19 protein-coding genes and 1 other RNA gene are annotated in these 21742 nt (G+C 70.6%); 9 read left to right on the top strand and 11 right to left on the bottom strand.

Going from position 1 to position 21742, the window contains the following annotated elements; translation table 11 throughout:
* Nucleotides 1-21: 21 nt before the first annotated feature.
* Entirely contained in the window at nt 22-627 is a 606-nt protein-coding gene (locus MFF40_RS15155) for a protein-L-isoaspartate O-methyltransferase family protein (protein ID WP_238261088.1), read from the bottom strand.
* Nucleotides 628-673: 46 nt separating this feature from the next.
* Entirely contained in the window at nt 674-1102 is a 429-nt protein-coding gene (locus tag MFF40_RS15150; RefSeq protein WP_147855776.1) for a MarR family winged helix-turn-helix transcriptional regulator, read from the bottom strand.
* Between the two features lie 151 nt (nt 1103-1253).
* Between MFF40_RS15150 and MFF40_RS15145 the strand changes: the two genes are divergently transcribed.
* Complete coding sequence (locus MFF40_RS15145) at nt 1254-3068, top strand: chloride channel protein (RefSeq protein WP_147899574.1); 1815 nt, start codon at nt 1254-1256, stop codon at nt 3066-3068.
* A gap of 41 nt (nt 3069-3109) precedes the next feature.
* Here the strand turns inward: MFF40_RS15145 and MFF40_RS15140 are convergent, their stop codons facing one another.
* The 4 genes from MFF40_RS15140 to MFF40_RS15125 all read right to left on the bottom strand — a co-directional run bounded on the left by MFF40_RS15140 (nt 3110) and on the right by MFF40_RS15125 (nt 6112).
* Nucleotides 3110-3985, bottom strand: a complete 876-nt coding sequence (locus MFF40_RS15140; RefSeq protein ID WP_147855774.1) for a 4-(cytidine 5'-diphospho)-2-C-methyl-D-erythritol kinase — start codon at nt 3983-3985, stop codon at nt 3110-3112.
* Nucleotides 3986-4112: 127 nt separating this feature from the next.
* Nucleotides 4113-4553 carry a type II toxin-antitoxin system VapC family toxin gene (locus MFF40_RS15135; protein WP_147855773.1) on the bottom strand — a complete coding sequence of 147 codons (441 nt, stop codon included), beginning with the start codon at nt 4551-4553 and terminating at the stop codon, nt 4113-4115.
* Entirely contained in the window at nt 4550-4762 is a 213-nt protein-coding gene (locus tag MFF40_RS15130) for an antitoxin (protein WP_378994836.1), read from the bottom strand. Before MFF40_RS15130 ends, MFF40_RS15135 begins: the two co-directional genes overlap by 4 nt.
* A 111-nt stretch (nt 4763-4873) precedes the next feature.
* On the bottom strand, nt 4874-6112 hold the full coding sequence (locus MFF40_RS15125) for a molybdopterin molybdotransferase MoeA (RefSeq protein WP_147896607.1): 1239 nt from the start codon (nt 6110-6112) through the stop codon (nt 4874-4876).
* 146 nt (nt 6113-6258) lie between these two features.
* Here MFF40_RS15125 and MFF40_RS15120 point away from each other — a divergent pair, with 146 nt between their 5' ends.
* Nucleotides 6259-7416 (top strand): aminotransferase class V-fold PLP-dependent enzyme, encoded by a 1158-nt coding sequence (locus tag MFF40_RS15120; protein WP_147896608.1) that lies wholly within the window; start codon nt 6259-6261, stop codon nt 7414-7416.
* Between the two features lie 34 nt (nt 7417-7450).
* Complete coding sequence (locus tag MFF40_RS15115) at nt 7451-8854, top strand: lipopolysaccharide biosynthesis protein (protein WP_238261086.1); 1404 nt, start codon at nt 7451-7453, stop codon at nt 8852-8854.
* A gap of 51 nt (nt 8855-8905) precedes the next feature.
* On the opposite strand, the gene MFF40_RS15110 is transcribed toward MFF40_RS15115, so the two are convergent.
* The 3 genes from MFF40_RS15110 to MFF40_RS15100 form a co-directional block, all read right to left on the bottom strand.
* Nucleotides 8906-10030, bottom strand: a complete 1125-nt coding sequence (locus tag MFF40_RS15110; RefSeq protein ID WP_147896609.1) for a GNAT family N-acetyltransferase — start codon at nt 10028-10030, stop codon at nt 8906-8908.
* A gap of 2 nt (nt 10031-10032) precedes the next feature.
* Nucleotides 10033-11022, bottom strand: a complete 990-nt coding sequence (locus tag MFF40_RS15105) for a sterol desaturase family protein (protein WP_147896610.1) — start codon at nt 11020-11022, stop codon at nt 10033-10035.
* Between the two features lie 278 nt (nt 11023-11300).
* On the bottom strand, nt 11301-12581 hold the full coding sequence (locus MFF40_RS15100) for a glycosyltransferase family 4 protein (RefSeq protein WP_147896611.1): 1281 nt from the start codon (nt 12579-12581) through the stop codon (nt 11301-11303).
* A gap of 174 nt (nt 12582-12755) precedes the next feature.
* Between MFF40_RS15100 and MFF40_RS15095 the strand changes: the two genes are divergently transcribed.
* Complete coding sequence (locus MFF40_RS15095; RefSeq protein ID WP_238261083.1) at nt 12756-13937, top strand: DUF1972 domain-containing protein; 1182 nt, start codon at nt 12756-12758, stop codon at nt 13935-13937.
* On the top strand, nt 13934-15178 hold the full coding sequence (locus MFF40_RS15090; protein WP_238261081.1) for a glycoside hydrolase family 5 protein: 1245 nt from the start codon (nt 13934-13936) through the stop codon (nt 15176-15178). Before MFF40_RS15095 ends, MFF40_RS15090 begins: the two co-directional genes overlap by 4 nt.
* A 7-nt stretch (nt 15179-15185) precedes the next feature.
* Here the strand turns inward: MFF40_RS15090 and MFF40_RS15085 are convergent, their stop codons facing one another.
* The gene (locus tag MFF40_RS15085; RefSeq protein ID WP_238261079.1) at nt 15186-16490 is read right to left on the bottom strand and encodes a VpsF family polysaccharide biosynthesis protein; all 1305 of its coding nucleotides are present in this window, start codon (nt 16488-16490) and stop codon (nt 15186-15188) included.
* On the bottom strand, nt 16487-18592 hold the full coding sequence (locus MFF40_RS15080; RefSeq protein ID WP_147853507.1) for a GumC family protein: 2106 nt from the start codon (nt 18590-18592) through the stop codon (nt 16487-16489). The genes MFF40_RS15085 and MFF40_RS15080 overlap by 4 nt, the downstream gene beginning before the upstream one ends.
* A 256-nt stretch (nt 18593-18848) precedes the next feature.
* Between MFF40_RS15080 and MFF40_RS15075 the strand changes: the two genes are divergently transcribed.
* The 4 genes from MFF40_RS15075 (at nt 18849) to MFF40_RS15060 (ending at nt 21739) form a co-directional block, all read left to right on the top strand.
* The gene (locus MFF40_RS15075) at nt 18849-20369 is read left to right on the top strand and encodes a glucosamine inositolphosphorylceramide transferase family protein (RefSeq protein WP_238261077.1); all 1521 of its coding nucleotides are present in this window, start codon (nt 18849-18851) and stop codon (nt 20367-20369) included.
* Nucleotides 20370-20625: 256 nt separating this feature from the next.
* A complete protein-coding gene (locus tag MFF40_RS15070) occupies nt 20626-20844 on the top strand; it encodes a hypothetical protein (RefSeq protein ID WP_238261075.1) in 219 nt (72 codons plus the stop codon).
* Nucleotides 20845-20975: 131 nt separating this feature from the next.
* Nucleotides 20976-21132, top strand: a non-coding RNA gene (gene ssrS / locus MFF40_RS15065) — 6S RNA.
* Nucleotides 21122-21739: a 5-formyltetrahydrofolate cyclo-ligase gene (locus MFF40_RS15060; RefSeq protein WP_147896616.1), complete on the top strand. Its 618-nt coding sequence runs from the start codon at nt 21122-21124 to the stop codon at nt 21737-21739. Before ssrS ends, MFF40_RS15060 begins: the two co-directional genes overlap by 11 nt.
* Nucleotides 21740-21742 lie beyond the last annotated feature (3 nt).

Genomic DNA, 21742 nt, shown 5'->3' with positions numbered 1-21742 from the left:
ACGACTACCTCAGAGCCATCGTCACTCAGACCGCCTGATCCCCTTCAAGCGATCGTCCTGAGGGCGCGGTGCCCCGGCATTGACGTAGATCGCGTCGGCCTCGGGGAGGCTCCCGTCTACGCCGGAGCGCGCATCGACCCGGGCCCACGGCCAGGGGATGAGATTGCGCGCCGCCCGCTCCGCGAGGCCGGAGTCGATCTCGAAGCCGCACACATGGCCGTCCGGCCCGACGAGATGGGCGAGGAGCGCCGTATAATACCCGCTGCCTGTCCCGACCTGGACCACGGTCTCCCCGGGCCGGGGCGCGAGCGCATCGAGGCAGAGGGCGTGCAGGCTGGGCTGTCCGATATTGATGCCGCTTGCTGCGTCGAGGGCGACCAGCACGTCCTGATACAGGAAGGCGGGGTCGTCGTCCGGGGTGGTCACGTAGAGCGGGCCGCGATCCTGAGATCGCCAGACATGTGCGGCCAGGATCGACCAGGGCCCCGGGCCGGCGAACGGCTCCCGAGGAACTGCCGCGAAGGCCGCCGCGACGCGCGGGTCGGCCGCATTCGGGTTGGCCACCAGCGACGTGTAGAACCCGCGGAGCTTGGCGCGGTGCGCCGCCGACCTGTCAGGATCCGCCATCTCCGCTCCCCCCCCTACGGAAAAAGACCATCCAACCCCCTATGCGTCAAGTCGCCGCGGGATGGAGCGCGCCCGAGAGCGCTGGCACCAGGCCGCGCAACTCCTCCAGGTGCGCAGCGGTCAGATCGCGCAGCAGGGTTTCGGCCCGGGGCGTGAGCGCCAATTCGCTCCGGCGTCGATCCTCGGCGGCGCGTCCCTTCGTAAGCAGGCCGCCAACGACCATCCGGGCGACGAGTTCGGCCGCGGTATGCGGAGCGATCAGAAGTTGCTCGGCCAGCAGCCCCACCGTCGGCGGCGCGCGCCCGGCATGGCCGGCCAAGGCCAGGAGTGCCTGATGCTGCTGAGGTGGGATGCCGGCCCGGCCTGCCGCCGCCTCGCTGAAGGCCAGGAAGCGCCGCAGTCGGTATCGGAATTCCGCCAGAGCGGCGTACTGCTCCTGGGACAGCGGCGCGGTCTGAGGATCCTCGCAAGCCACGGTAATCTCCCTGGTGCCGGTTCTGGACGTTCGGCCTTATAGCGTCCGGATCCATAAGGGCTTCCCGGGCCCGTAGCACCCCGTTCCGGTCCGGACGTCATTGAATATATCGTGCTACGATATAATTGGGCCGTGAAGGACGGAGGGCTGTATGGACGGCGGACAGGACATCGCGCACGGCGCTGGCAGGCCATTGCGGCGGGTGCTCGGCGATTTCAGCGCGGATCGGCGGGTTCTGGCGCTGGCCGCGCTCGCGGCGATCACCGGGACGGCTGCGACCGCCACCGCCTGGATCCTGCTCACGCTGATCGGCCTGGTGACCAATCTCGCCTGGTACGGCCGCTTCGACACCGCTCTGACGTCACTCGCCGGCGCGACGCCGGGGCCGTGGATGATCGCGATTCCGGTCATCGGCGCGCTGATCGTGGGTGCGATGGCGCGTTACGGCTCGGAGAAGATCCGTGGCCACGGCATCCCGGAGGCCATGGAGGCGATCCTGATCGGCGGCAGCCGGATGTCGCCCAAGGTGGCTGTCTTGAAGCCGCTCTCCTCGGCGGTGGCGATCGGCACGGGCGGGCCGTTCGGCGCCGAGGGACCGATCATCGTCACGGGCGGCGCGGTGGGCTCGCTGTTCGCGCAGTTCTTCCATCTGAGCGCATCCGAACGGAAGACCCTGCTGGTGGCCGGCGCCGCGGCCGGCATGACGGCGATCTTCGGTACGCCCGTGGCGGCCGTGCTGCTCGCCGTCGAGGTGCTGCTGTTCGAGTGGCGCCCGCGCAGCCTCGTGCCGGTCACGGTCGGTGCGGTGACGGCGGCCTGCTGGCGGCCCGCCCTGTTCGAGGCCGGCCCGCTCTTCCCCTTCACCGACAATCCGGCGCTGCCGTGGTGGGGATTGCCCGCCTGTGCAGCGCTCGGGCTGGCCTGCGGGCTGATCTCCGGTGTGCTCACGCGCGCGCTCTACGCCCTCGAGGACGGGTTCGGCCGGCTGCCGATCCACTGGATGTGGTGGCCGGCTTTGGGCGCCCTCGTGGTCGGCCTCGGCGGCTTGGTGGAGCCCCGGGCGCTCGGTGTCGGCTACGATGTGATCCGCGATCTGCTGTCCGGGCACATGCTGGCCGGAGCGGTGCTGATGATCCTCGTCGTGAAAGCGGTGATCTGGCTCGCCGCGCTGTCGTCGGGCACGTCCGGGGGCGTGCTCGCACCGTTGCTGATCCTGGGTGGCGCGATCGGCTGGCTGATCGGCCTCGTCCTCCCCGGTGCGCATGGGTTCTGGGCGCTGCTCGGCATGGCGGCGATGCTCGGTGGGACCCTGCCGGCGCCACTGACCGGAGTGGTGTTCGCCGTCGAGGTGACCGGCGACGTCGCCGCCCTGGCACCCCTGCTCGCCGCCACCATGGCGGCCTACGCGGTGACCGTGCTGCTGCTCAAGCGCTCGATCCTCACCGAGAAGATCGCCCGGCGGGGACAGCACGTGACCCGGGAATACGGCATCGATCCCTACGACTTGGCCCGGGTCGAGGCGGTGATGACCCGCAAGGTCGCCACCCTCGCGGGGGATCTGCCGGTGGCCGAGGCTGTGGCGGCGATCACCGCCGGTCCCCACCACGCCTATCCGGTACTCGACGGCGGCCGTCGGCCGGTAGGCCTGGTCACGCGCGACGACGCGCTCCGCTGGACGATGGAGACGCGGGAGGATGACGCGGCCGACGAGACCCTCGCCGAGCGCGTCTCGGATGCTGGCTTGGCATCGGTCCATCCGGGCGATGTGGTATCGCACGCCCTCGACGTGATGCTGTCGGCCGGCCAAGGCCGCCTGACGGTCACCGACCCGGAGAGCGGTGAGTTGGTCGGGCTGCTCACCCGCAAGGACCTGTTGCAGGTGCGCGCCGCGACGGTCCGCGCCGAGGCCGAGCGCCGGGCGTATTTCCGCCGGAATCGCATCCGCGCGGAGGCAAGCGGGGGCTGAGGGCAGGGGGCAGGGGGCTGAGGGCAGGTGCGACGCGCCGTTCAGCGCAGGAAGGTCGGCGCCACCCACCAATTCGGATGCGCGGTCCGCAAGGCGGCGGCAGCCCGCACCGCCGCGCGGCGGTCAGCAAACAGCGCGAACACCGTCGCACCCGAGCCGGACATCCGTGCCAGGCGGCATCCGTCCCGCGCGCGCAGGGCCGCCAGGGCCTCGCCGATCACCGGGGCGACCGTGAGCGCTGGCGCCTCCAGGTCGTTCCGGGCCGGGGCGAGGGACGCCACCAGGGCGTCGGCGCTGAGCCCCTCGGCGATCTCGGGATGGGCCGCGCCGTCGCGCGTCTGCCCGACCGCGAGGCCCAAGGCCTTGAACACCGGAGCGGTCGGCACCGGCACGCCGGGATTGACCAGCACGGCCGGCAGCGGCGCGAGCCCCAGCACGGGGCCGATCTCCTCCCCGGCGCCACGCATCATGCGGGCCCGCGGGTCGAGGCAGACCGGCACGTCGGCCCCGGTCTCGCGCGCGGCGGCGATCAGGGCTGCATGATTGAGCGGCAGGTCGTTGAGACACGCCAGCAACCGCAGGGCCGCGGCGGCATCCGACGAACCGCCGCCGATGCCGGCCGCAACCGGCAGGCGCTTGACCAGATGGAACGCCCCCAATCGCAGGTTCGGCACCCGTGCCGCCAGCCCGCGGGCGGCGCGCAGGACGAGGTTGTCGTCCGTCGGACCGGCCGGACCGGCGGTCGGACCGCTGACGGTGAGGCCGAGCGCGGCGCCGGGGTGGAGGGTCAGGCGGTCGGCGGTCCCCGCGAAGGCCACCAGGCTCTCCAACTCGTGGTAGCCGTCTCCGGCCCGGCGCCCGAGCACGTGGAGCGTGAGGTTGACTTTGGCGGGGGCGCGGTCTGCGAGCAGGGGCACGGGATCTCGAACGGGTCGGGCAGGGACGGATTTGACGCTCTACAGGCTGGTGGGCGCGGTGTCCCGCCGGATATCGGGGGCGGTGGGCCGTGAAGTGCTGTCCTGGGCGTGACGAGGGGGGATCCGACTAAGCGCCGGATACGCTCCCCCGCGCGGCCCAGTTCTCAATTGTGAGGGCAGGTTTCAGGCGATCGAACTCCCGCGTGTTGTTGGTCACGAGAATGACATCGAGCGCCTTCGCGTGCGCCGCGATCCAGAGGTCGTTGTTGCCGATGATCAAGCCGGCCCTCTGAAGCTTGGCGCGAAACGCCGCGTAATGCGCTGCAGTCGCTTCGCCCGGGGTGACGACCGGGATCATCTCCGTCAGCCTGGCAAAGGCCCGCAAGGCCGCATCGAATCCGGGTGTATCCCGGATCTTCTCCAAACCGAACTGCAACTCGCCATGGGTGATCGGCGATATCACCACCTCGCCCGGTCGCAGGTCGCGGAACCGTTCGAGTACCTGTGGCGGCCGTGCGCGGCGGATGTAGATGCAGATGTTGGTATCGAGCATGTAGCGCGGCTTCATAAGCCGTCGCGATCCTGCGGCGGCGCGTCCTCACGGACGAGTTCGTCGATCGGAAGCTCGGTCAGGAGCGCAAAGGCGGCCGTTAGGTCGTGCGTCCGGATCTCACGCAGCACGATTTCATCGCCCCTGCGGAGAATCTCGATCTCCGGGCCTTGAAGGCGGAAGCCGGCGGGCAGTCGCACCGCCTGACTGTTGCCCGACTGAAACACCCGAGTCCGCCTCATACAAGCCTCCGCGTATATACGTGCGAGTATATACGCGCGCCGCCAATTGTTGAGAGCGTCGTCACCCGACGCATGCCCAAGACCCATCCCCAAGACTCACCCCAGATCCCCGTGCGCCCGGTATGGCAACGGATCACCCACACGGATCGCGCTCAGATCCTCGCCGAGTTCCACCAGCCCGTCGCTGGCCGACAGGCCGGACAAGGCGCCCCCCGTCGACGGCACCGCCTCCGCGACGCCGTCGGCGCCGACGCGGATCTGGACGCGCAGGTACTCGCGCCGGCCCACGCGCTTCTCCTGGGCGAAGCCGCTTCGCACGGTCAGCGTCGGCGTCTCGTCGTGCGCGCCCGACAGGTGCAGGACGAGGGGGCGGAGGACCGCCAGGGCGGTCACGTAGGCGGCGGCGGGGTTGCCGGGGAGACCTGCGAACGGCGTGCCCGCCACGGTGCCGAGCGCCACGGGCCGGCCCGGCTTGATGGCCAGCCGCCAGAAGGTCAGCCCGCCCGACGCCTCGACGGCGGCACGGACGTGATCCTCCTCGCCGACCGAGACGCCGCCGGTGGTGAGGATCAGGTCGTGGTCGGCGGCTGCGGCTTCGAGGCGCTGCCGCAACGGGCCGGGCGCGTCGCGCAGGATGCCGAGATCGGCGGGTTCGGCCCCGAGCCTGCGCAAGAGGGCGGCGAGCATCGGCCGGTTGGCGTCGTGGATGCCGGCGGCCGGGAGAGGCCGGCCGGGCGGGGTCAACTCGTCGCCGGTGGAGAACAACGCCACTTTGAGCGGCACGCGCAGGCGCAGGGCGGGCAGGCCGAGCGCGGCGGCCAGCGCGAGGTGGCGCGGACCCAGCCGGGTGCCCGCCGGGATCGCGCGGCTGCCGCGCGCAATATCCTCTCCGGCCCGGCGGCGATTGGACCCCGAGGCGAGGCCCGCCGGCAGGATCACAGCCTCGCCGTCGATCCGCACATCCTCCTGCATCGCCACCGCGTCGGTCCCCGGCGGCATCGGCGCTCCGGTGAAGATCCGCACCGCGAAGCCCGGCCCGGGATCGACCGGCGCATGCCCGGCCGGGACGCGGCCCCCCAGGGGCAGGCGTGTCTCGCCCGCATTCGCGACGTCACCGGCGCGCACGGCGTAGCCGTCGACGGCCGCGTTATCGAACGGCGGCAGATCGATCGGAGCGATCAAATCCTCGGCGAGGACGCGCCCATCGGACCGGTCGACAGGGACCGTTTCGATGGCTGACAGGATCGGCAGCCGTGCGCGCAACAGAGTCACCGCGTCGGCGACCCGCATGGGCGCGGGGGCAACGTCGAAGCAGTCGCGGCTCAGGCGTCCCATCGTGACGCGATGTCGGTCGTTGGCAGGAAGCGGGTCGGCACGGGTGCCTCGCGGGGCTGTGGTCCGCCGGCTTGCGGCATCGGGGCTGGGCGATCAAGCCCGGACGATGGCGGCTGCCCGTCCGATCCTCTACGCTCGCCTCTATCATGCCGCGTATCGAAGCGATTCCCAGTCAGCGCCACCTGTTCGAGGTGCCGGCGGACGTCAGCTACCTGGATGCCGCAGCCTGGTCGCCGCTGCCGCGCGTCGTCCGGGCTGCAGGCGAGGCCGGCATCCTGACCAAGAGCCGACCCTGGGACCATCCCAGGACGGCGTTCCCGGCCCTCGCCGAGCGGACCCGCGAAGCTGCGGCGCGCCTGATCGGTGCGGGCGCGGACGATGTGGCGATCGTCGGCTCGGTGAGCCACGCCATGGCGACCGCCGCGTGTAACCTCGCTCCCGCGCGGGGCGGGCGCCTGCTGCGAGTCGCCGACGAGTTCCCCTCCCTGCGCTACGCCTACGACCGGCTGGCGGCCGCGCACGACCTGGCCGTCGAGGAAGTTCCCCGGCCGCCGGACGGCGACTGGACCGCCGCCCTGCTGGCGGCGATCCACAAGCCGTCGGACAAGCCGCTCGCGATCGCCACCCTGACACCCCTGCATTGGACAGACGGAAGCCTGATCGACCTCGACCGCCTCACACCGGCGGTGCATGCGGCAGGTGCGGCCCTGGTGATCGACGCGACGCAGGCGGTGGGGGCGATGCCCGTGGATGTGGCCCGCTGGCGGCCGGATTTCCTCGCCTTTCCGACCTACAAATGGGCGCTCGGCCCCTACGGCGTCGCGTTCCTGTACGCCGCCCCCCATCGGCAGGACGGCCTGCCGATCGAGGACAACATCGGAAACCGCACGCCGGCGGCCGGAGCCCGGCGCTACGACCGGGGTGAGTTGAACGATCCCGTGGCCCTGTCCATGGCCGCGAGCGGGCTTGACCTCATCGCCGCGTGGGGCGTCCCGTCCATCGCCGCGCGGCTTCGGGATCTGACCGATCGCCTCGCCGAGGGCGTGACGGCGCTCGGCCTCACCGTGGCGCCACCGCATCTGCGCGCGGACCACATCCTCGGCGTTCATGCGCCCGGCGGCCTGCCCGATGGGCTCATGGATCGCCTGCAGGCGGCACGGGTCTTCGCGAGCGAGCGCTCGGGCGCTCTGCGCCTCAGCCCGCATGTCTGGGCCGACCCGGACGACGTCGCGCGCTGTCTCGCCGCACTCCGAGATGTGCTGGGGTCCAGGACCCGGAACGATACGGACTGGACCGGCCGCTAGATTTCGTGCCTCCGTCGCGTGCGTGCGGATGCCCGTGCGGACCGCCACCCACGTTCCCGGGGTCGAGGCGTGGCAATTGTCCCCCTTGGACGAGGCCGCCCACACCCTCCTGTCGAGACCCATGCCGCGCCCCGGTGAGACCCGTCCCATGCCGGCCCGCAGCCTACGCCTGACCGCCTCCGTGCGCGCAGCCCTGTCGGGACGGTTCGCCGTGATCCTGTCCGGCGAGCTGATCCAGAGCCTGTTCCACTTCGCGCTGAACATCCTGCTGGTCCGCGAACTCGACGCCCACGATTACGGGCTGTTCGCGATCGTGTTCACGGTCGGCGCAGTCGGCATCACCTATATCCGCGCCCTGGTGACGGTGCCGGCGACGCTCCACCTCGCCCGGAGTCTCGGCCGACCGGCGGCGCTGGGCTACGACGTGATGTTCGGCTCCGGCGCGGCCCTGGTCTCCGTGCTGATGGCGTTCGCCACCGGCGTGGCGCTTCTTCCCGTGATCGGTCTGGGCGCACTGGGTGCAGGGGCGTTCGTGGGCCTCTACGGCTTCCGCAGCTATCTGCGGATCGTGCTGCTCGCCCGCGGACGGCCGCGGATCGCGGGCTTGAGCGACCTCGTCTACGCGGTCTGCGGCGCCGCCTTCCTCTGGCAAGGGCTGAGCGGCGAGGGCGAGGCGCTGCTGGACCGCGCCCTCCTGGCCATCGCTCTGGCGCATGCCATCGCGATCGCGGTGGCATACGGGGCGCTGCGCGAGCGGCTCAGACTTTCGCTCCACGCCCGGGCGCGGGCGCGATACCGGGCGATCTGGCGGACCCTGGCCTGGTCGCTGGCCGGCGTCACCAGCCTCACCGTCCAGGGCCAGGGCCTGACGCTCCTGTTCGCCCTGCTGGCCGGCCCCGCCGCCTACGCGCCCATCGCCGCGACGCTCGTGCTGTACGCGCCGCTGCGCATTCCCACGTCCGCGCTGATGAACATGGTCCTGCCGGAGATAAGCAGCCTGCTGGCCGTAGGGCAGATCCAGGCCGCCCGGCGGCTCGTGACGCGCTACGTCCTGCTGATCGCCTTCGCCTGCCTAGTCTATGGGTTGCTGATGGCCGCGACCCTGCCGCTGATCGAGCGGGTGCTGTTCAAGGGGCGCTTCGCGGGCGAGCCCATGGGCTGGATCGGCCTCGGCGTCTGGGCTGTCGTGACGATGTCGCTGCTCTACGCGATTCCACGCGCCTATCTCGAAGCCTCCGCGGCCTTCCGAATGATCACGGCCGGGGCCGTAGCGAGCGCCGCCCTCGGCTTCGCCCTCATGGTGCCGCTCCTGCTCCTGTTGCCCCCTGCCACCGCGCTCGTCGGGCTCCTGGCCTCGGAGATCGCGACGCTGGCCTGGTCGGTGGCTGCGTTCCGGGGCCTGTCGCGGGGACCACGGGGTGCGGCGGCCAAGGGATGATTCGACCGCGCGCCCGCGCCGAGCGCGCGATGTCCGGAGATCCTCAGCGCGTCACGCCGCGGCCTCGGTCGGCGGCGCTTCCGCGGCGCCGTCCTTGCCGAAGCGCTGCTGCAATGCGTGGCGGGTGCGGTCGACGAGATGCGCGGCCGCGCCCTGGGGGGTGCGCCCGCCCATCATCGAGGCCAGGGTCAGGGATTGGGTGCCGAAACGGCCCTTGAAGCCCTCGTCGCCGCACAGGAAGTCGACCGTGTGCAGCCCACGGTCGATCGACCACATGATGTAGTCCATCATCAGGACCATGCCGGGCGAGCCGCGCTCGAAGGCCGGATCGTAGGTGGTGACGAACGCCATCATCGTCCCGGCCTGGACGAAGTTGATCGAGACGGCGACGACGGCGCCGCCGCATTCAAGCACGAAGGCGTGCAGCAGCCCGGTCGCGGCCAGCACCTGGACCATCGCGGGCAAGGCCTGCGAGCCCTCGTCGTAGAACGCCGTGGACGGCAGGTCGTGAGTCGCCAGCCAAGCCCGCTTGAACTGGGTCAGCCTGTCGAGAACCGGCCCGAGCGGCTCCTCGGGGCCGAGCAGCCGGAACGTCAGCGGCCCGTGCTCGCCCATGCTCTTCTGGCCGCGGCGGTAGTTCTGGCGGGTCTTCTTCGACTGTGCGTCGAACCAGGCTTGCCCGGTCGGCCAGGGGCCGCGCACCCGCCAGTTCGCCTCGTCGCGGTGGTTCAGCCGCAGCCGGACGCCGCCTGTGGCGGGGGCGAGCAGCGCCCGCGCGGCGGCGTCGGGCAGGAGGCGGTTGAGATAGGCCAGATCGAAGCCGCCCTCGCGGCTGGCCTGCCGCCACATCCGGCACACCAGCCCAGCATTCGTGCGGTCGGCCAGCACGGCGTCGCCGAAGTCGGAGCAATCCTTGGCGGCCCATTCGAGCACGCGAAACCCTTTCCGCCGCACCGTGGCGAGCGGAAGCACGCCGACCAGGGTCTCGCCCCGCCACGCCAGCACGATCGCCAGCGCCCGGCGATCGCGGTCGGGGGCGCTCGCCCACCAGGCCGAGATCCAGGCATGGCTCTGGAACACCAGGGCATTGCTGCGGGTCCACAGGTCGGTCCAGGCCGGTCCGACGGCCGCGAGGCGGTCGGTGGTGCGGACGATCTCGAAACGTTCAGGAGACATGGTCAAGCGCCCGAGCGAGGCTGAGCCGGAATTCCGCGCAGGCGCCGCACCTGCCGCACGATCCGCCGGCCCATCTTTTTCAACGGCAGCACGTAGAGCCCCGACAGGGATTGATAGTCGGCGACATCCCGATCGACGAGGCCGAAGGTGAAATCCTCGTTCGGATCCGGGACGTGAAGGGTCCCGAACAGACGGTCCCAGAACGAGAACAGCAACCCGAAATTCTTGTCGTAATGCTGGGGCGCGGTCGAGTGGTGGAGCTGGTGCCAGTGCGGGCAGAGGATGACCGCGTTGAGCCGGCCGAACGAGATCTTGAAATGCGTGTGCCGTACGAAGTCCATCATCAGGATGTTGCGCATGATGTAGACGTTGATCCCGAACACCGTCAGCTCGACCGGGTTGAGCGCGAGCAGGCTCCAGATCCCGAAGCAGATCCCGGGGATCACCCCGTCCCAGGCGCGGTTCATCAGCTCGTCGAGCGGGTGGACCCGGTCCTTGGTGATGCCGACCATCACCTCGGCGGAGTGGTGGACCTTATGAAGCTCCCACAGGAACGGGTAGCGGTGCTGGGCCGTGTGGTAGAGGTAGTAGGACAAGTCGTAGGCCAGCAGCATCGTGAGGGTGAACAGCACCACGGTCACCGGCCCGGGATCGCCGAAGACCGGCTGGTCGATCCCGAAGACGGTGCCCAGCACCCGGTTGGTCGCGTAGCCCACCGCCACCACGAAGGTCACCCCGGCCGGGATCAGCAGGAACGGCATGATCGCCTTGCGGGTGATGTAGAACAGCAGGTCGGCCCGGGCCGAAGGATGAGTCATCACTTCGTGCGGCAGCACGAATTCGAAGAACTCGGCGAACGAATAGCGTTCGGCCGTCCGCAGGTAGGCGATCAGCGCGCAGCCGAACGCGGTCGCGAACAGCAGGCCCGCGGCGACGAGGTTCTCTGCGGAGACCCTGTCGACGATCTGCGTGATGAAGCCGACGACATCCATGACGAGGCGTTCCCTCCGCCGGTCCGGTTTGCTCGCCGACGGGGACCGCCGACTCTACCTTGCGATGTCCGACGCCCGGACGATGCGGATGGCCGCTCCCGATCCGACGCTTCGAGCTTCGCCAAAACGCGTACGTTCTGCCCGTCGACCATTATCGACGACTGGTACTTACCGAATCTGACTGTCGCGTCGATTGTCCACCGGAGATCGGTCGCGACTGATGATCGCTGGTCCGGCCCGGGTATCCGCCGCCGAGCGCTTGAGCCCGCGGCTTCCGATCACACCGTCGGGCGCGCGGTCTGTTCCGCCGTCACCGCCTTCTCGGCGCTGAACGCGCCCCGCAGGGTCGCCCGGACCATGCCGTTGATCCCATCGGCCGCCGAGGCTTCCGAGAACAGGGTCTCGTAGCGCACCCGCGCCGCGGCGCCGAAGCCGCGCCAGCTGGCCGGATCGGTGGCGATGCGGCCCAGCACGTCGGCGATCGGCTGTGGGCCGCCCGGCGGGACGATCCACCCGGTCTTGCCGTCGGCTACCACCTCGGGGAGTCCGCCGATGTCGGTCACCAGCGGCGGCACCCCGTAGGACATCGCCTCGATCGCGACCCGGCCCAGGGATTCCGGCCGCTGCGACGGCATCGTCACCACGTCGGCCCAGCGGTACAGCGCGGACGGATCGTCGACGAACGGCTGGAGCGTGACCTGCTTCGACAGACCGGTCTCGGCGATCCGGGCGGCGAGGGCTTCCTCGCGCGCGGCATCCTCGAAGGCGCTGCCGACGATCCGTAATTCGATCCGGCTGCGGACGGATTCCGGCAGGGAGGCCAGCGCCTCGACCAGGACGTCCTGCCCCTTGATCCGGCTGATCCGGCCGAGCATCAGCACCCGCAGCGGGCGCGTGCCGTCGTAATCCCGGTCGTTCGGCTCGGTCGGGCCCGCGATGCCGTTATAGACGACCCGGGCCGTGGCCTCCGGGGGCAGCGCGTAGGCGCGCTCGGTGGCGCGCGAATTGAACACCACGTTGGCCCCGCTCCAGCGGATCAGCCCGCGCAGGACCTTCAACACGGCGCCTTCCGGGATCTCGTGCACGTGCACGATGCTGCGCCCCGGCAGCAGGCGGGCAGCCAGCAGATAGTCGGCCACCACGGTCGTGTTGACGTAGACGAGGTCGCTGTCGCGGATGCGCCGGAGCGCCCGGGCCACCGCGAAGGGCAGCGCCATCATCCCCAGCGTCGCGAGCCGGGCGAGGTTCTTGCGTCGCAGGATCCACAGGGGCTCGATCACGATGGCGCTGGCATAGGGCTCGAGCGCCGCGACGATCGGGCCGCGACGGGGCAGAACCACGTCGATCCGCGCGGTCGGATGGGCGGCCCGGATGGTCCGCACCGTCTCGATGAAGCAGCGATCGGACCCGTAGAGTTCGAAACCCTGGTGGACACAGGTGATGCGCGTGACCGGCACATCGCCACGGGCCCGGCCGAAGGTGAACCGGCCCGTCGTCCCGGCGGCGCCCGGCTCGGCGGCGAACCCACCACGCTGCAGGGTCTCCAGCCCAAAAGCCAACGGACGCGATGCGCTGTGGGCGCCAACTGGGCTAGACGATGTCGTGAGTATCGAACTGTCTACCATAAGATGAATACTTGTCAGTCTATAACAACTGTGAGTTGTATCGCCTGTTTAGGCGACCGTTATTCCTATCTCCGTACAATATGAGTCGCTGACAAGAAAGGAAGAGCCGTGCCCGTCGATGTGCCCACACTACTTATTCTTGGGACACGCGGCATTCCGGCCGCCCATGGCGGCTTCGAGACTTTCGCGGAACGTCTCGCGTTCTATCTGGCGGGTCGCGGCTGGCGGGTGGCCGTGTATTGCCAAGCGGAGGTCGACCGGGTGCGGGAGCGAATCGCGACCCGAACCTGGAACGGCATCGAACTCATCACCGTGGAGGTCGCCTTGCGCGGCCCGGCCGCGACGCTCGCCTTCGATGCGGTCTGCGTGAAGGACGCGGCGACGCGGGGCGGCGTCTGCCTCGTGCTCGGCTACAACGGCGCGGCGTTCCTGCCTTACCTCTGGGCGCGCGGCGGCCGGATCCTCACCAACATGGACGGGATCGAGTGGCGCAGGCCGAAATGGTCGCTGCCGGTCCGGACGTTCTTCTACCTGAGCGAGTGGATCGCGGCCTGGTCATCGCAGCGGCTCGTGGCCGACCATCCGGCGATTGCGGACCATCTCGCCCGGCGCCGCCCGCGACGCGCCATCGCGACGATTCCTTACGGAGGCGACCCGCCGCCGGCGGATCTCGGCCCACCCCCGCTCGGTCTCACGGCGGGCCGCTATCTCGTGTCGATCGCCCGCATCGAGCCCGACAACAACATCCTGACGCTCGTCGAGGCGTTCTCACGCAAGCCGCGGGGCATGCGGCTGGTGGTGCTCGGAACGTTGAAGGTCGGCAACGCCTATCACCGTGCGGTCGAGGACGCCGCGGGACTGGAGGTGCTGATGCCGGGAGCGATCTATGAGCCGGAGCTGGTCCAGAGCCTCCGGGTCCACGCCCGCGCCTACCTTCACGGCCACACGGTCGGCGGCACCAACCCATCGCTGGTCGAGGCGCTCTGGGCCGGCAACGCGGTGATCGCCCACGACAATCCGTTCAACCGCCACACTGCGGGCGACGGCCAATTCTACTTCACGGACGGCAACAGCTGCGCCGCTGCGATCGAGCGCGTGATCGCCGACGACGATGCGGTCGCGGCGGCCGGTGCGGCGGCGCGGGCGCGTGCCGAAAGCTTCCGCTGGGACGACGTGTTGGCAGCCTACGAAGGCGAGCTGCGGCGGGTCGGCGGCTACCCGGCACTCGCCGCATCGCCCATCCGGACCCACGCGAGCCCCGCCCGCGTCACGGCCGGGACCGACATGTGAGCGCGAACCGGCGTTCGGTGCTGGCCGGCGGCCTCGCGGTGGCCGGCGCCGGTGCGCTCCCGGCCGCCGCCGTAGCCGAGCCGCTTCCGCTGCGCCGTGGCATCGCCCTGTGGCCCTGGTTCTCGCTGACCACGGAGTTCCCGGCGCCGCGCATCGATTACGCGTGGCCGCCGTTCCAGGCCGACCGCCCGACCCCGACCCGCGACGACCTGCGCCGGCTGGCCGGGCTGGGCTTCGATTTCGCGCGGCTTCCCCTGGATCCCGGACCGTTCGTGGCGTTCACGGGCGGGCGCCGAGCCGACCTCATGGCCATGCTCTCGGCCGCGATCGACGACGTGCTGGCTGCCGGGATGCGCGTCCTCGTCAACGTGCAGGCGAATGCCGCCACGCATCATTACACGCCCGACGCGTTCTACGGATCGGACCGGGCGCCGCTGTTCCCCGCCTATCGCGAGCTGATCGTGGACCTCGCCCGACTCTGCGTCCGGAAGGGTATCGGGCGGGTAGCCCTGGAGCCGGTTAACGAGCCGCCGCAAGGCTGTGGGGCCGAGGCCTGGAACCGGGTCCAGGCCGCGCTCCTCACCGCAGCCCGGGGCGCCGCGCCGGGGCTCACCCTTGTGGCGACCGGCGCCTGCGGCAGCCTCGTCTCCGGGCTGTCGGTCCTCGACCCGGAATCCCTCGCCCGGTTCGCGCCGCTGCTCTACACCTTCCACTTCTACGAGCCGTACCTGTTCTCCCACCAGGGCGCGACCTGGCTCACCGAAGAGCCGTTCTATCGCTGGCTGAACGCCGTGCCCTGGCCCGGGGCTCCGGGGCGCCAGCCCGAAACCCTGGCGGCGGTCCGGGCCCGCATGGCTGCCGACCGCGCGGTCCCGGAAGCCGAGAAGGCCCGGGACCGCACGGTGATCGAGGCGAAGCTGCGCGATTACTTCGCGGCCGAGCCGGGACCGGCTTATCTGGCGAAGGAGTTGGCCCCGGTCTCGGCCTGGGCCGACCTCTACGGGATCCCGGCCCGGCTGATCCTGATGGGCGAGTTCGGGGCCGTGCGCACCGACGCCCGCTACACCGCATCCCGGGCGCCCGACCGCGCGGCCTATCTCGGCGACGTGCGGCGGGCGGCGGAGCAGGCGGGGTTCGGCTGGTCGTTCTGGAACCTGTTCGACGGCCTCGGCCTGATGGACGACGCGCACGTCGTCGATCCCGCCCTGGTCTCCGCACTGGGTCTGACGGCGCGGCCGTGAGCGGCCCTCAGGCCCGCGTGCGCAGGGAATTGAGCGGAAACAGCACGATCAGCATCAGGGCGAACTTCGCCAGCATGGTGGTCTTGCCGGCCAAGCCCTCGAAGGTGTTGACCAGGATCACGAAGGTGAGGATCGGCAGCCAGACGCCGCGTCGGCAGTTGCGCGCGATCTCCGTGAGGTAGAGGCCCACCGCCACGACCAGCAGCGTCGTCACCAGGATGCCGTGGTAGAGCACGTCGGAGACGATCGAGTTCTCGATGCCCCATTCCAGGCCGTAGATCCGCCGCAGGGTGCTCACCTGCAGGAGGTCGGGCGCCAGCAGCAGCTGCCGGAACGGGACGGCATCGAAGATCGCCAGCATGTCGACCCGGGCCTGGGCGCTGCCGCCGTCCGAGACGAAACGGCTGAGCAGCGTGTCGAAGAACCCCACCGCCGCCAGCACCGCGACCATCACCGGCAGCGCCGTCAGCACGAAACATGCGCAGGCCGCCCCGATCAGGGGGATGCGGTTGCTCCGCAGCGTCCGATTAAGAGCGAAGAGGCCGACCGCCCCGCCGAGTGCCAGGGTCGTCACCGTGGCCGACCGGCCGCCGAAGGTCACCAGTGCCACGAGCTGCAGGGCGATCACCCCGGCCCGGAGCGCCGGGTTCAGCCGGCCGCCGCCGTTGGCGAGCGCCAGGATATAGCAGGCGGTGAGCGTCGCGTTGACGAGCGGGTGACCCTGGAGCGCGGCCGAGCGCGTGTCGGTCTCGAACGCCATGCCGTCGAACCGGAACGGGAAGAACCGCTGGCCGCTGGCGAACTCGAACAGGCCGAGCAGCGCGTTGGCCAGCATCATCAGGTGGAAGACGGTCTCGATCCGCCGAAGCGTCGCTTCGTCCCGGTCCATCAGCAGGATCGGGACAAGCCCGGCCAGCACGAAGGTGTCGATCGAGCCGGCCAGGCCCGTGCCGCCGCGGGCCGCGATCAGTCCGAGCAGCAGCACGCCGCAGAAAGCCAGCAGCACGCAGGCCGGCCGGCGGTTGAGGGCCTGCGCCACCGGGATCACCGGATTGCCCGCGCGCAGCATCGTCCAGCCGACCAAGGCGACGACCATGTAGGTCGCGGGATGGATCTTCGCGGGAGCCGAACCGCTGATGCCGTCGTAGTTGAGGCCGAGCGCCCAGAGCAAGCCGCCCGATACGCCGACCAGAACCACGGTCAGCAGCACGAACGCCATCGCCTCGAGCCGGTCCAGGCCGCGCAGGCGCGTCTCCGGCCGCGAACGCGCCGCCTGCCGGTGCGCGAAGCCCGCGGGCCGCGCCGTGCTCACGCGCTGCGCCGGTCGAGCAGCAGGGAGCCGGAGACGGGCCGGCCCAGGGCTTCCGAGGTGTCGACCAGGTCGATCAGGTCGCGCTGGCGGGTGGCGCCGTTGCAGACGACCAGCAGCAGCCGGTCCGCCGCCGCCGCGATCGGGCCGAGACGCAGGTTCTCGGAGAGAACGCCGCCATCGACGAGCACCAGTTCGAAGCGGCCCTTCACGCCGGCCAGAAAGCGCTCGATGTTGGTCGGGACCAGCGCGTCGCGGATCGGCTTCTGGGTATCGCCGAGCCCGATCCGCCGGGCGCCGGTCTTCGCATCGACCTGCGTGACAGCGTTGAGGCTCTGCTCACCGCGCAGCACGTCGAGGAGGCCGGGGGTGCCAGCGCTGTCGGTGCGGAGATCGGCATCGATCAGCAGCACGCGGTCGCCGCGCGCCACGGCCACCGAGGCGAGCAGCGCGATCACCGCCCTGCGCTCGTTCGCCTCGGCCTGGCCCGACGTCACCAGCAGCGCCAGCGATCGGCCGCGCGTGCCCGCCGTGGTGGCGAGGTGGTCCAGGGTGAAGCTCGCGGCCGCCGTGCTGGCGCCGCCCGGTTGGACGCTCGGGATCACCGCGACGACGGGGGCGTTCGACAGCCGCTCCAGCTGACGCGACGACAGCACCGTCGGCTCCAGGTATTCCCGGGTCAGCGCGAGGCCGGCTCCGAGGCCGAGGCCGCCCGCCAGCGCAGCGGCGACCAGGATCAGCCGCGGCGGCCAGCTCGCGTCCTGCGGCGGCCGGGCCGACGTGATGATGCGGGCATTCGAGCTGTCGATGCCCGACTGTTCCTTGATCTCGCGGGTGCGTACCAGGAAGGTGTTGTACACGGTGCGGGCCGCCTCGACCTCCCGCTCCATCTCGCGCAGCTGGACCGAGGATTGCGCGGTCACCGCCGACTGCCGCTGCAGCCGCTCCAGGTCGGCCGCGAGCGACTTCTCGTTGGCCTGGGCGCGCTGGTACTCGGTCTCGGCGGCTCCGGCGATGCGGTTCAATTCGGCGTCGATCAGGCGGCGGACATCCTGCATCTGCGTGCGTACGGCGGCGATGTAGGGATGGCGCTCGCCGAGGTTGGTGCGCAGGTCCGCTTCCTTGGCGGCAAGTTCGGCGTACTGGCCGCGCAGCCGGTCGACCGCCGAGGACTGGACGGCCTCCGGCATCGCCCCGGAGCCGATCGCCTGGCCGCGCGCATCCTTGATACCCTGCAGGCGCGCCTTCGCCTCGGCGGTCCGGGCCCGCGCCGCCACCAGACGGGCGTTGGAATCGGTGAGCTGCTGCTCGTTCACCAGCCGGCCGCTCGACGCGATCAGGCCGTTGCGGGCCTTGTAGTCCTCGAGCTTCTTGTCGGCGGCGTTGACCGCGTTGCGCAATTCGTCGAGCCGCCCGCGCAGGTCGCCCGAGGCGCGCTTGGCCGCGTCGGAGCGCGCCTCGGTCTGATCGACCAGGTAGGCGTTCGCGATGGCGTTGACGATCCGGGCCGACAGGTCCGGATCCACCGTGGTGACGACCACGTCGATCACGAACACCTTGTCGGCGCGCTTGACGGCGAGCTTGCGCCGTAGCTGGTCGAGCGCCCGGCCGCGCGCATCGACGGGCCGCTCCGCCTTGGGACCGAGAACCATCTCGCGCAGCGACGCGACACTGCGGGATATTAGGCCGTCCTGAGCCGCGCCGAACCCGGGCTCGCTCTCCAAACGTGCCTGCGTCACGGCCCGGCCCAGGACCGCGTCGGATTCGATCACCTTCACCTGGCTCTCGACCTGGGCGATGCCGCCGTCCGGCGACAGGGCGGCGGGATTGACGTCGTTCAGCACCACCTGCCGGTCGCGGGGGTCGATCAGGATCTGCGCGGTCGCGGTGTAGAGGGACGGTGTGATCAGGGCATAGGCCAGGACCAGCAGCCCGAGCACCAGGGCGGTCCCCAGCACCGTGCGCTTGCGCCGCCACAGGATGCGCCACAGGTCGCCGAACTCGGCGGTGGTGTCGGGCCGGGTCGGGCCCGTCCGCTCCGGTTGTGCCGGATGGACCGGCGGGAGCCAGCTCGCCACGGCAATGTTACGGTCGATCTGTGCCACGATCGGTCACCATCGTCTCGAACTCGGTCGGTCCCTCGCGGGCCCCATCTCCTACTGCAAGAGTCGCGCAGACTGCTGACAATCCCTCAAGACTGCCGAGGGTCGTGTGCGCACGCACCGATTACTCGGCGTCTGGTAAACGCCCTGCACCGAAGTTTGCTGCCGCCAGGTTTATCGGTCCCGTTAGGGTTTGGGAATTAGATCGTATCCGCGGCCATGACGTGTCGGACCGCTGCGCTGCGCGAGGGCGCTCATCATGCATGTGAGAGTTCGCCTGGACGGCGCCGAACCGCGCCGCTGGCAGATCGCCCTGTTGGAGCGAATCGCCGCGATGGCCGGGATCCGCACCGTCGGCGTCGACGCCGCGCCGGTTCCGAACGGGTGGCCCGACACGGTCGAGCTGCTGTTCCGACTGGAGGCGCTGATTCACGGTCTGCCGCGGATCGGCTCGGAGCGCCTGCCGCCGACCGCCCTCGATCCATGGCGGCGGCAGGACGCCAGGGCCGATCTGACGATCGACCTGTGCGGCGACTTACCCGCCGGGCCCAGCATCTGGCATCTGGCCTTTGACGGCCGGCGCGGTGACGACGCCCTGTTGGCGAGCCTTCTGGCCGGCGCGGTCCCGCGGGCCACGCTGATCGCGGATGGGCGCATCGAGGCCGAAGGTCGGCTCGGCACCGACCGGCCCGGCATCCTGTTGGCCGGCGTCGACGACGCGCTGGCGCGGACGGTGACCCTGATCGCCGCAGCGATCGGCCGCCGCGCCGCCGGACGCAGCGATCCGCCCGCGGCCGTGTCCGAGCCGTCCCCGGGGCCCGAGCGGACGTTGTCGGGCACCGAACTCGGTTCGCGCGCGGCGCGGATGCTGGCCGGCGCGGTGATCCGCCGCCTCTACCACCTCTGCTACCGCGCCCCGCACTGGCGCTGCGGCTGGCGGCGCCTCGACGGGCCGGACCTGATCGACCTCGGTCGTCACCCCCAGACCGGATGGACCGACCTGCCGGATGACGGCCACCGCTTCTATGCCGACCCGTTCCCGCTCGCCCACGCCGGGAGCACGCACGTCTTCGTCGAGGAATTTCCGCACGCGACCGGCAAGGCGATCATCTCGGCCGTCCGGTTCGGCCCGAACGGCCCCGAGGGCACGCCCGTGCCGGTGCTGGAGGAGCCCCATCACCTCTCCTACCCGTTCGTGTTCGAGCGTGACGGGGCGGTCTGGATGGTGCCGGAGAGTTCCGCGGCCGGCCGGGTCGATCTCTATCGGGCGACCCGCTATCCCGGGGGTTGGGTGAAGGAGGCGACGCTGCTCTCCGACGTGGTCGCCAGCGATGCGACGCTTCTCGAACAGAACGGCCGGTGGTGGCTGTTCGCGACACTGCGCGATGCCGCCACCGAGGCGCCCGCCGGCTCCGGATCCTACCACGACGCGCTGTGCCTCTGGTCGGCCCCCGATTTCCGGGGTCCCTACACGCCGCATCCGGCCAACCCGGTCCTGATCGATCCCGCGACCGCCCGGCCGGCCGGGCGCATCGTCGAGCGCGGCGGGCAGCTGATCCGCCCGGTCCAGGATTGCGCCACGGGCTACGGCCGCGCCCTGGGGCTGGCGCGGATCGACCGCTTGGACCCGGACGGGTTCGCCCAGACCCTGATCGGCCGCGTCGAGCCCGGCCCGGCCTGGGCCGGGAGCCGGCTCCACACCGTCAATTCGGGCGGCGGCATCGAGTGTATCGACGGCTCGGCCCGAGCTCCCCGGATCCGGATGCCGGGCCGTTCCTGACCGCTTCGGAGCGTAGCCGTCTCCGGTAGCCCGCAAACACCCGGGTTCAGCCTGTTGCGACCGGGCTTCGGACGTCAAAACGTTGTCCAAGCGATTGTTGCGTACCTCCATGGTGGATAACGCAACTTGTACGTGCCCTAATCCGCATGGACTAATTGCATAGATTGTATTTTGGTTTGAGGATGTCTGATATCCCGAACGCCTGATCAATCGGAGTGACTGTTTCATGAGTGCAAGCGCGACGATCGGAAGCGACATGCCCGCGCGCAACGCCCTGAATGTCAGGCTCTCGCGGATCGCCGCCGTTGCCGGCATCCCGGTCGAGGCGTTCTTCACCGAATCCGCGTCGGCGACCCATGGCGGGCTGATCGAGCTGATCCGGCTCTGGGACGCGGCCGGGACGGAGACCGCGCGGGCCGAGATCCTGGCCGGCACCCGCGCGGTCGTCGCCGGGGCGAGCGACAATCCCCGCTGAGGAACGCTCGGACGCCGAGATACGGATCTGACCCGACGCGCCCGATGCCGGATCGTACCGATCCCCGACCAACCGATATTTCCGTGCCTTCGGCCCTGGCGGGAGCCCCACGAGATCGCTACATTGCGACGGCGGGGCTGCAGAGTTCGTCAGGAGCACTTTCCCCGGGGCCTTATCGACTCCCTCGGGAGCTGTCCCTGGCCTCGTCCCTGGACTTGGCCAACACGGCGCCCACCTACTCTGTAGGTTTCCCGGGATCGATCCTCCAACGGCTCACGTGGCTCCGCACTCATCGTCTTCAGATACCGGATCTTCCAGCCCGGATGCGGCCCTCAAGGCCGCGCTGCGCAGCTCGGCGCTGGCCGCCCGGGACGCGCTGGATCCGGCCGCACGGCTGGACGCCTCCGCCCGGATCGTCCGCGCGCTGCTGGCTCTGCCTGAACTGGCCGAGGTTCGGCTCGTCGGAGCCTACTGGCCCATCCGCAGCGAGGTCGATCCGCGTCCTGCCGCCGAGGCGCTGCTCGCCCGCGGCCAGGCGGTCGCGCTGCCCCACGTCACCCCCGAGGGGCTGGTTTTCCGGGAGTGGCGGGCTGGGGACGCGCTGGTCGCCGGCCGCTTCGGCCTGAGCGAGCCGGACCCGTCGCTCCCGCCCGTGGAGCCGGACGCCCTGATCGTGCCGCTCGCCGCCTTCGACCGCGACGGCCAGCGCATCGGATACGGTCGTGGTTACTATGACGGCGCGATCGCGCGCCTGTCCGTTCGGCGGCCTGTCCTCACTGTCGGGGTCGGCTTCTCCGTCCAGGCGGTCGAGCGCGTGCCGGCCGAGCCGCACGACCGGCCGCTCCAGTTCGTGATCACCGAGACGGGCGTGATCCGGTTCGACAGGACATCCTGATCC

Source organism: Methylobacterium mesophilicum, from assembly GCF_022179445.1.
Taxonomy (GTDB): domain Bacteria; phylum Pseudomonadota; class Alphaproteobacteria; order Rhizobiales; family Beijerinckiaceae; genus Methylobacterium; species Methylobacterium mesophilicum.
This window is presented reverse-complemented; position numbering and strand designations above follow the sequence as displayed.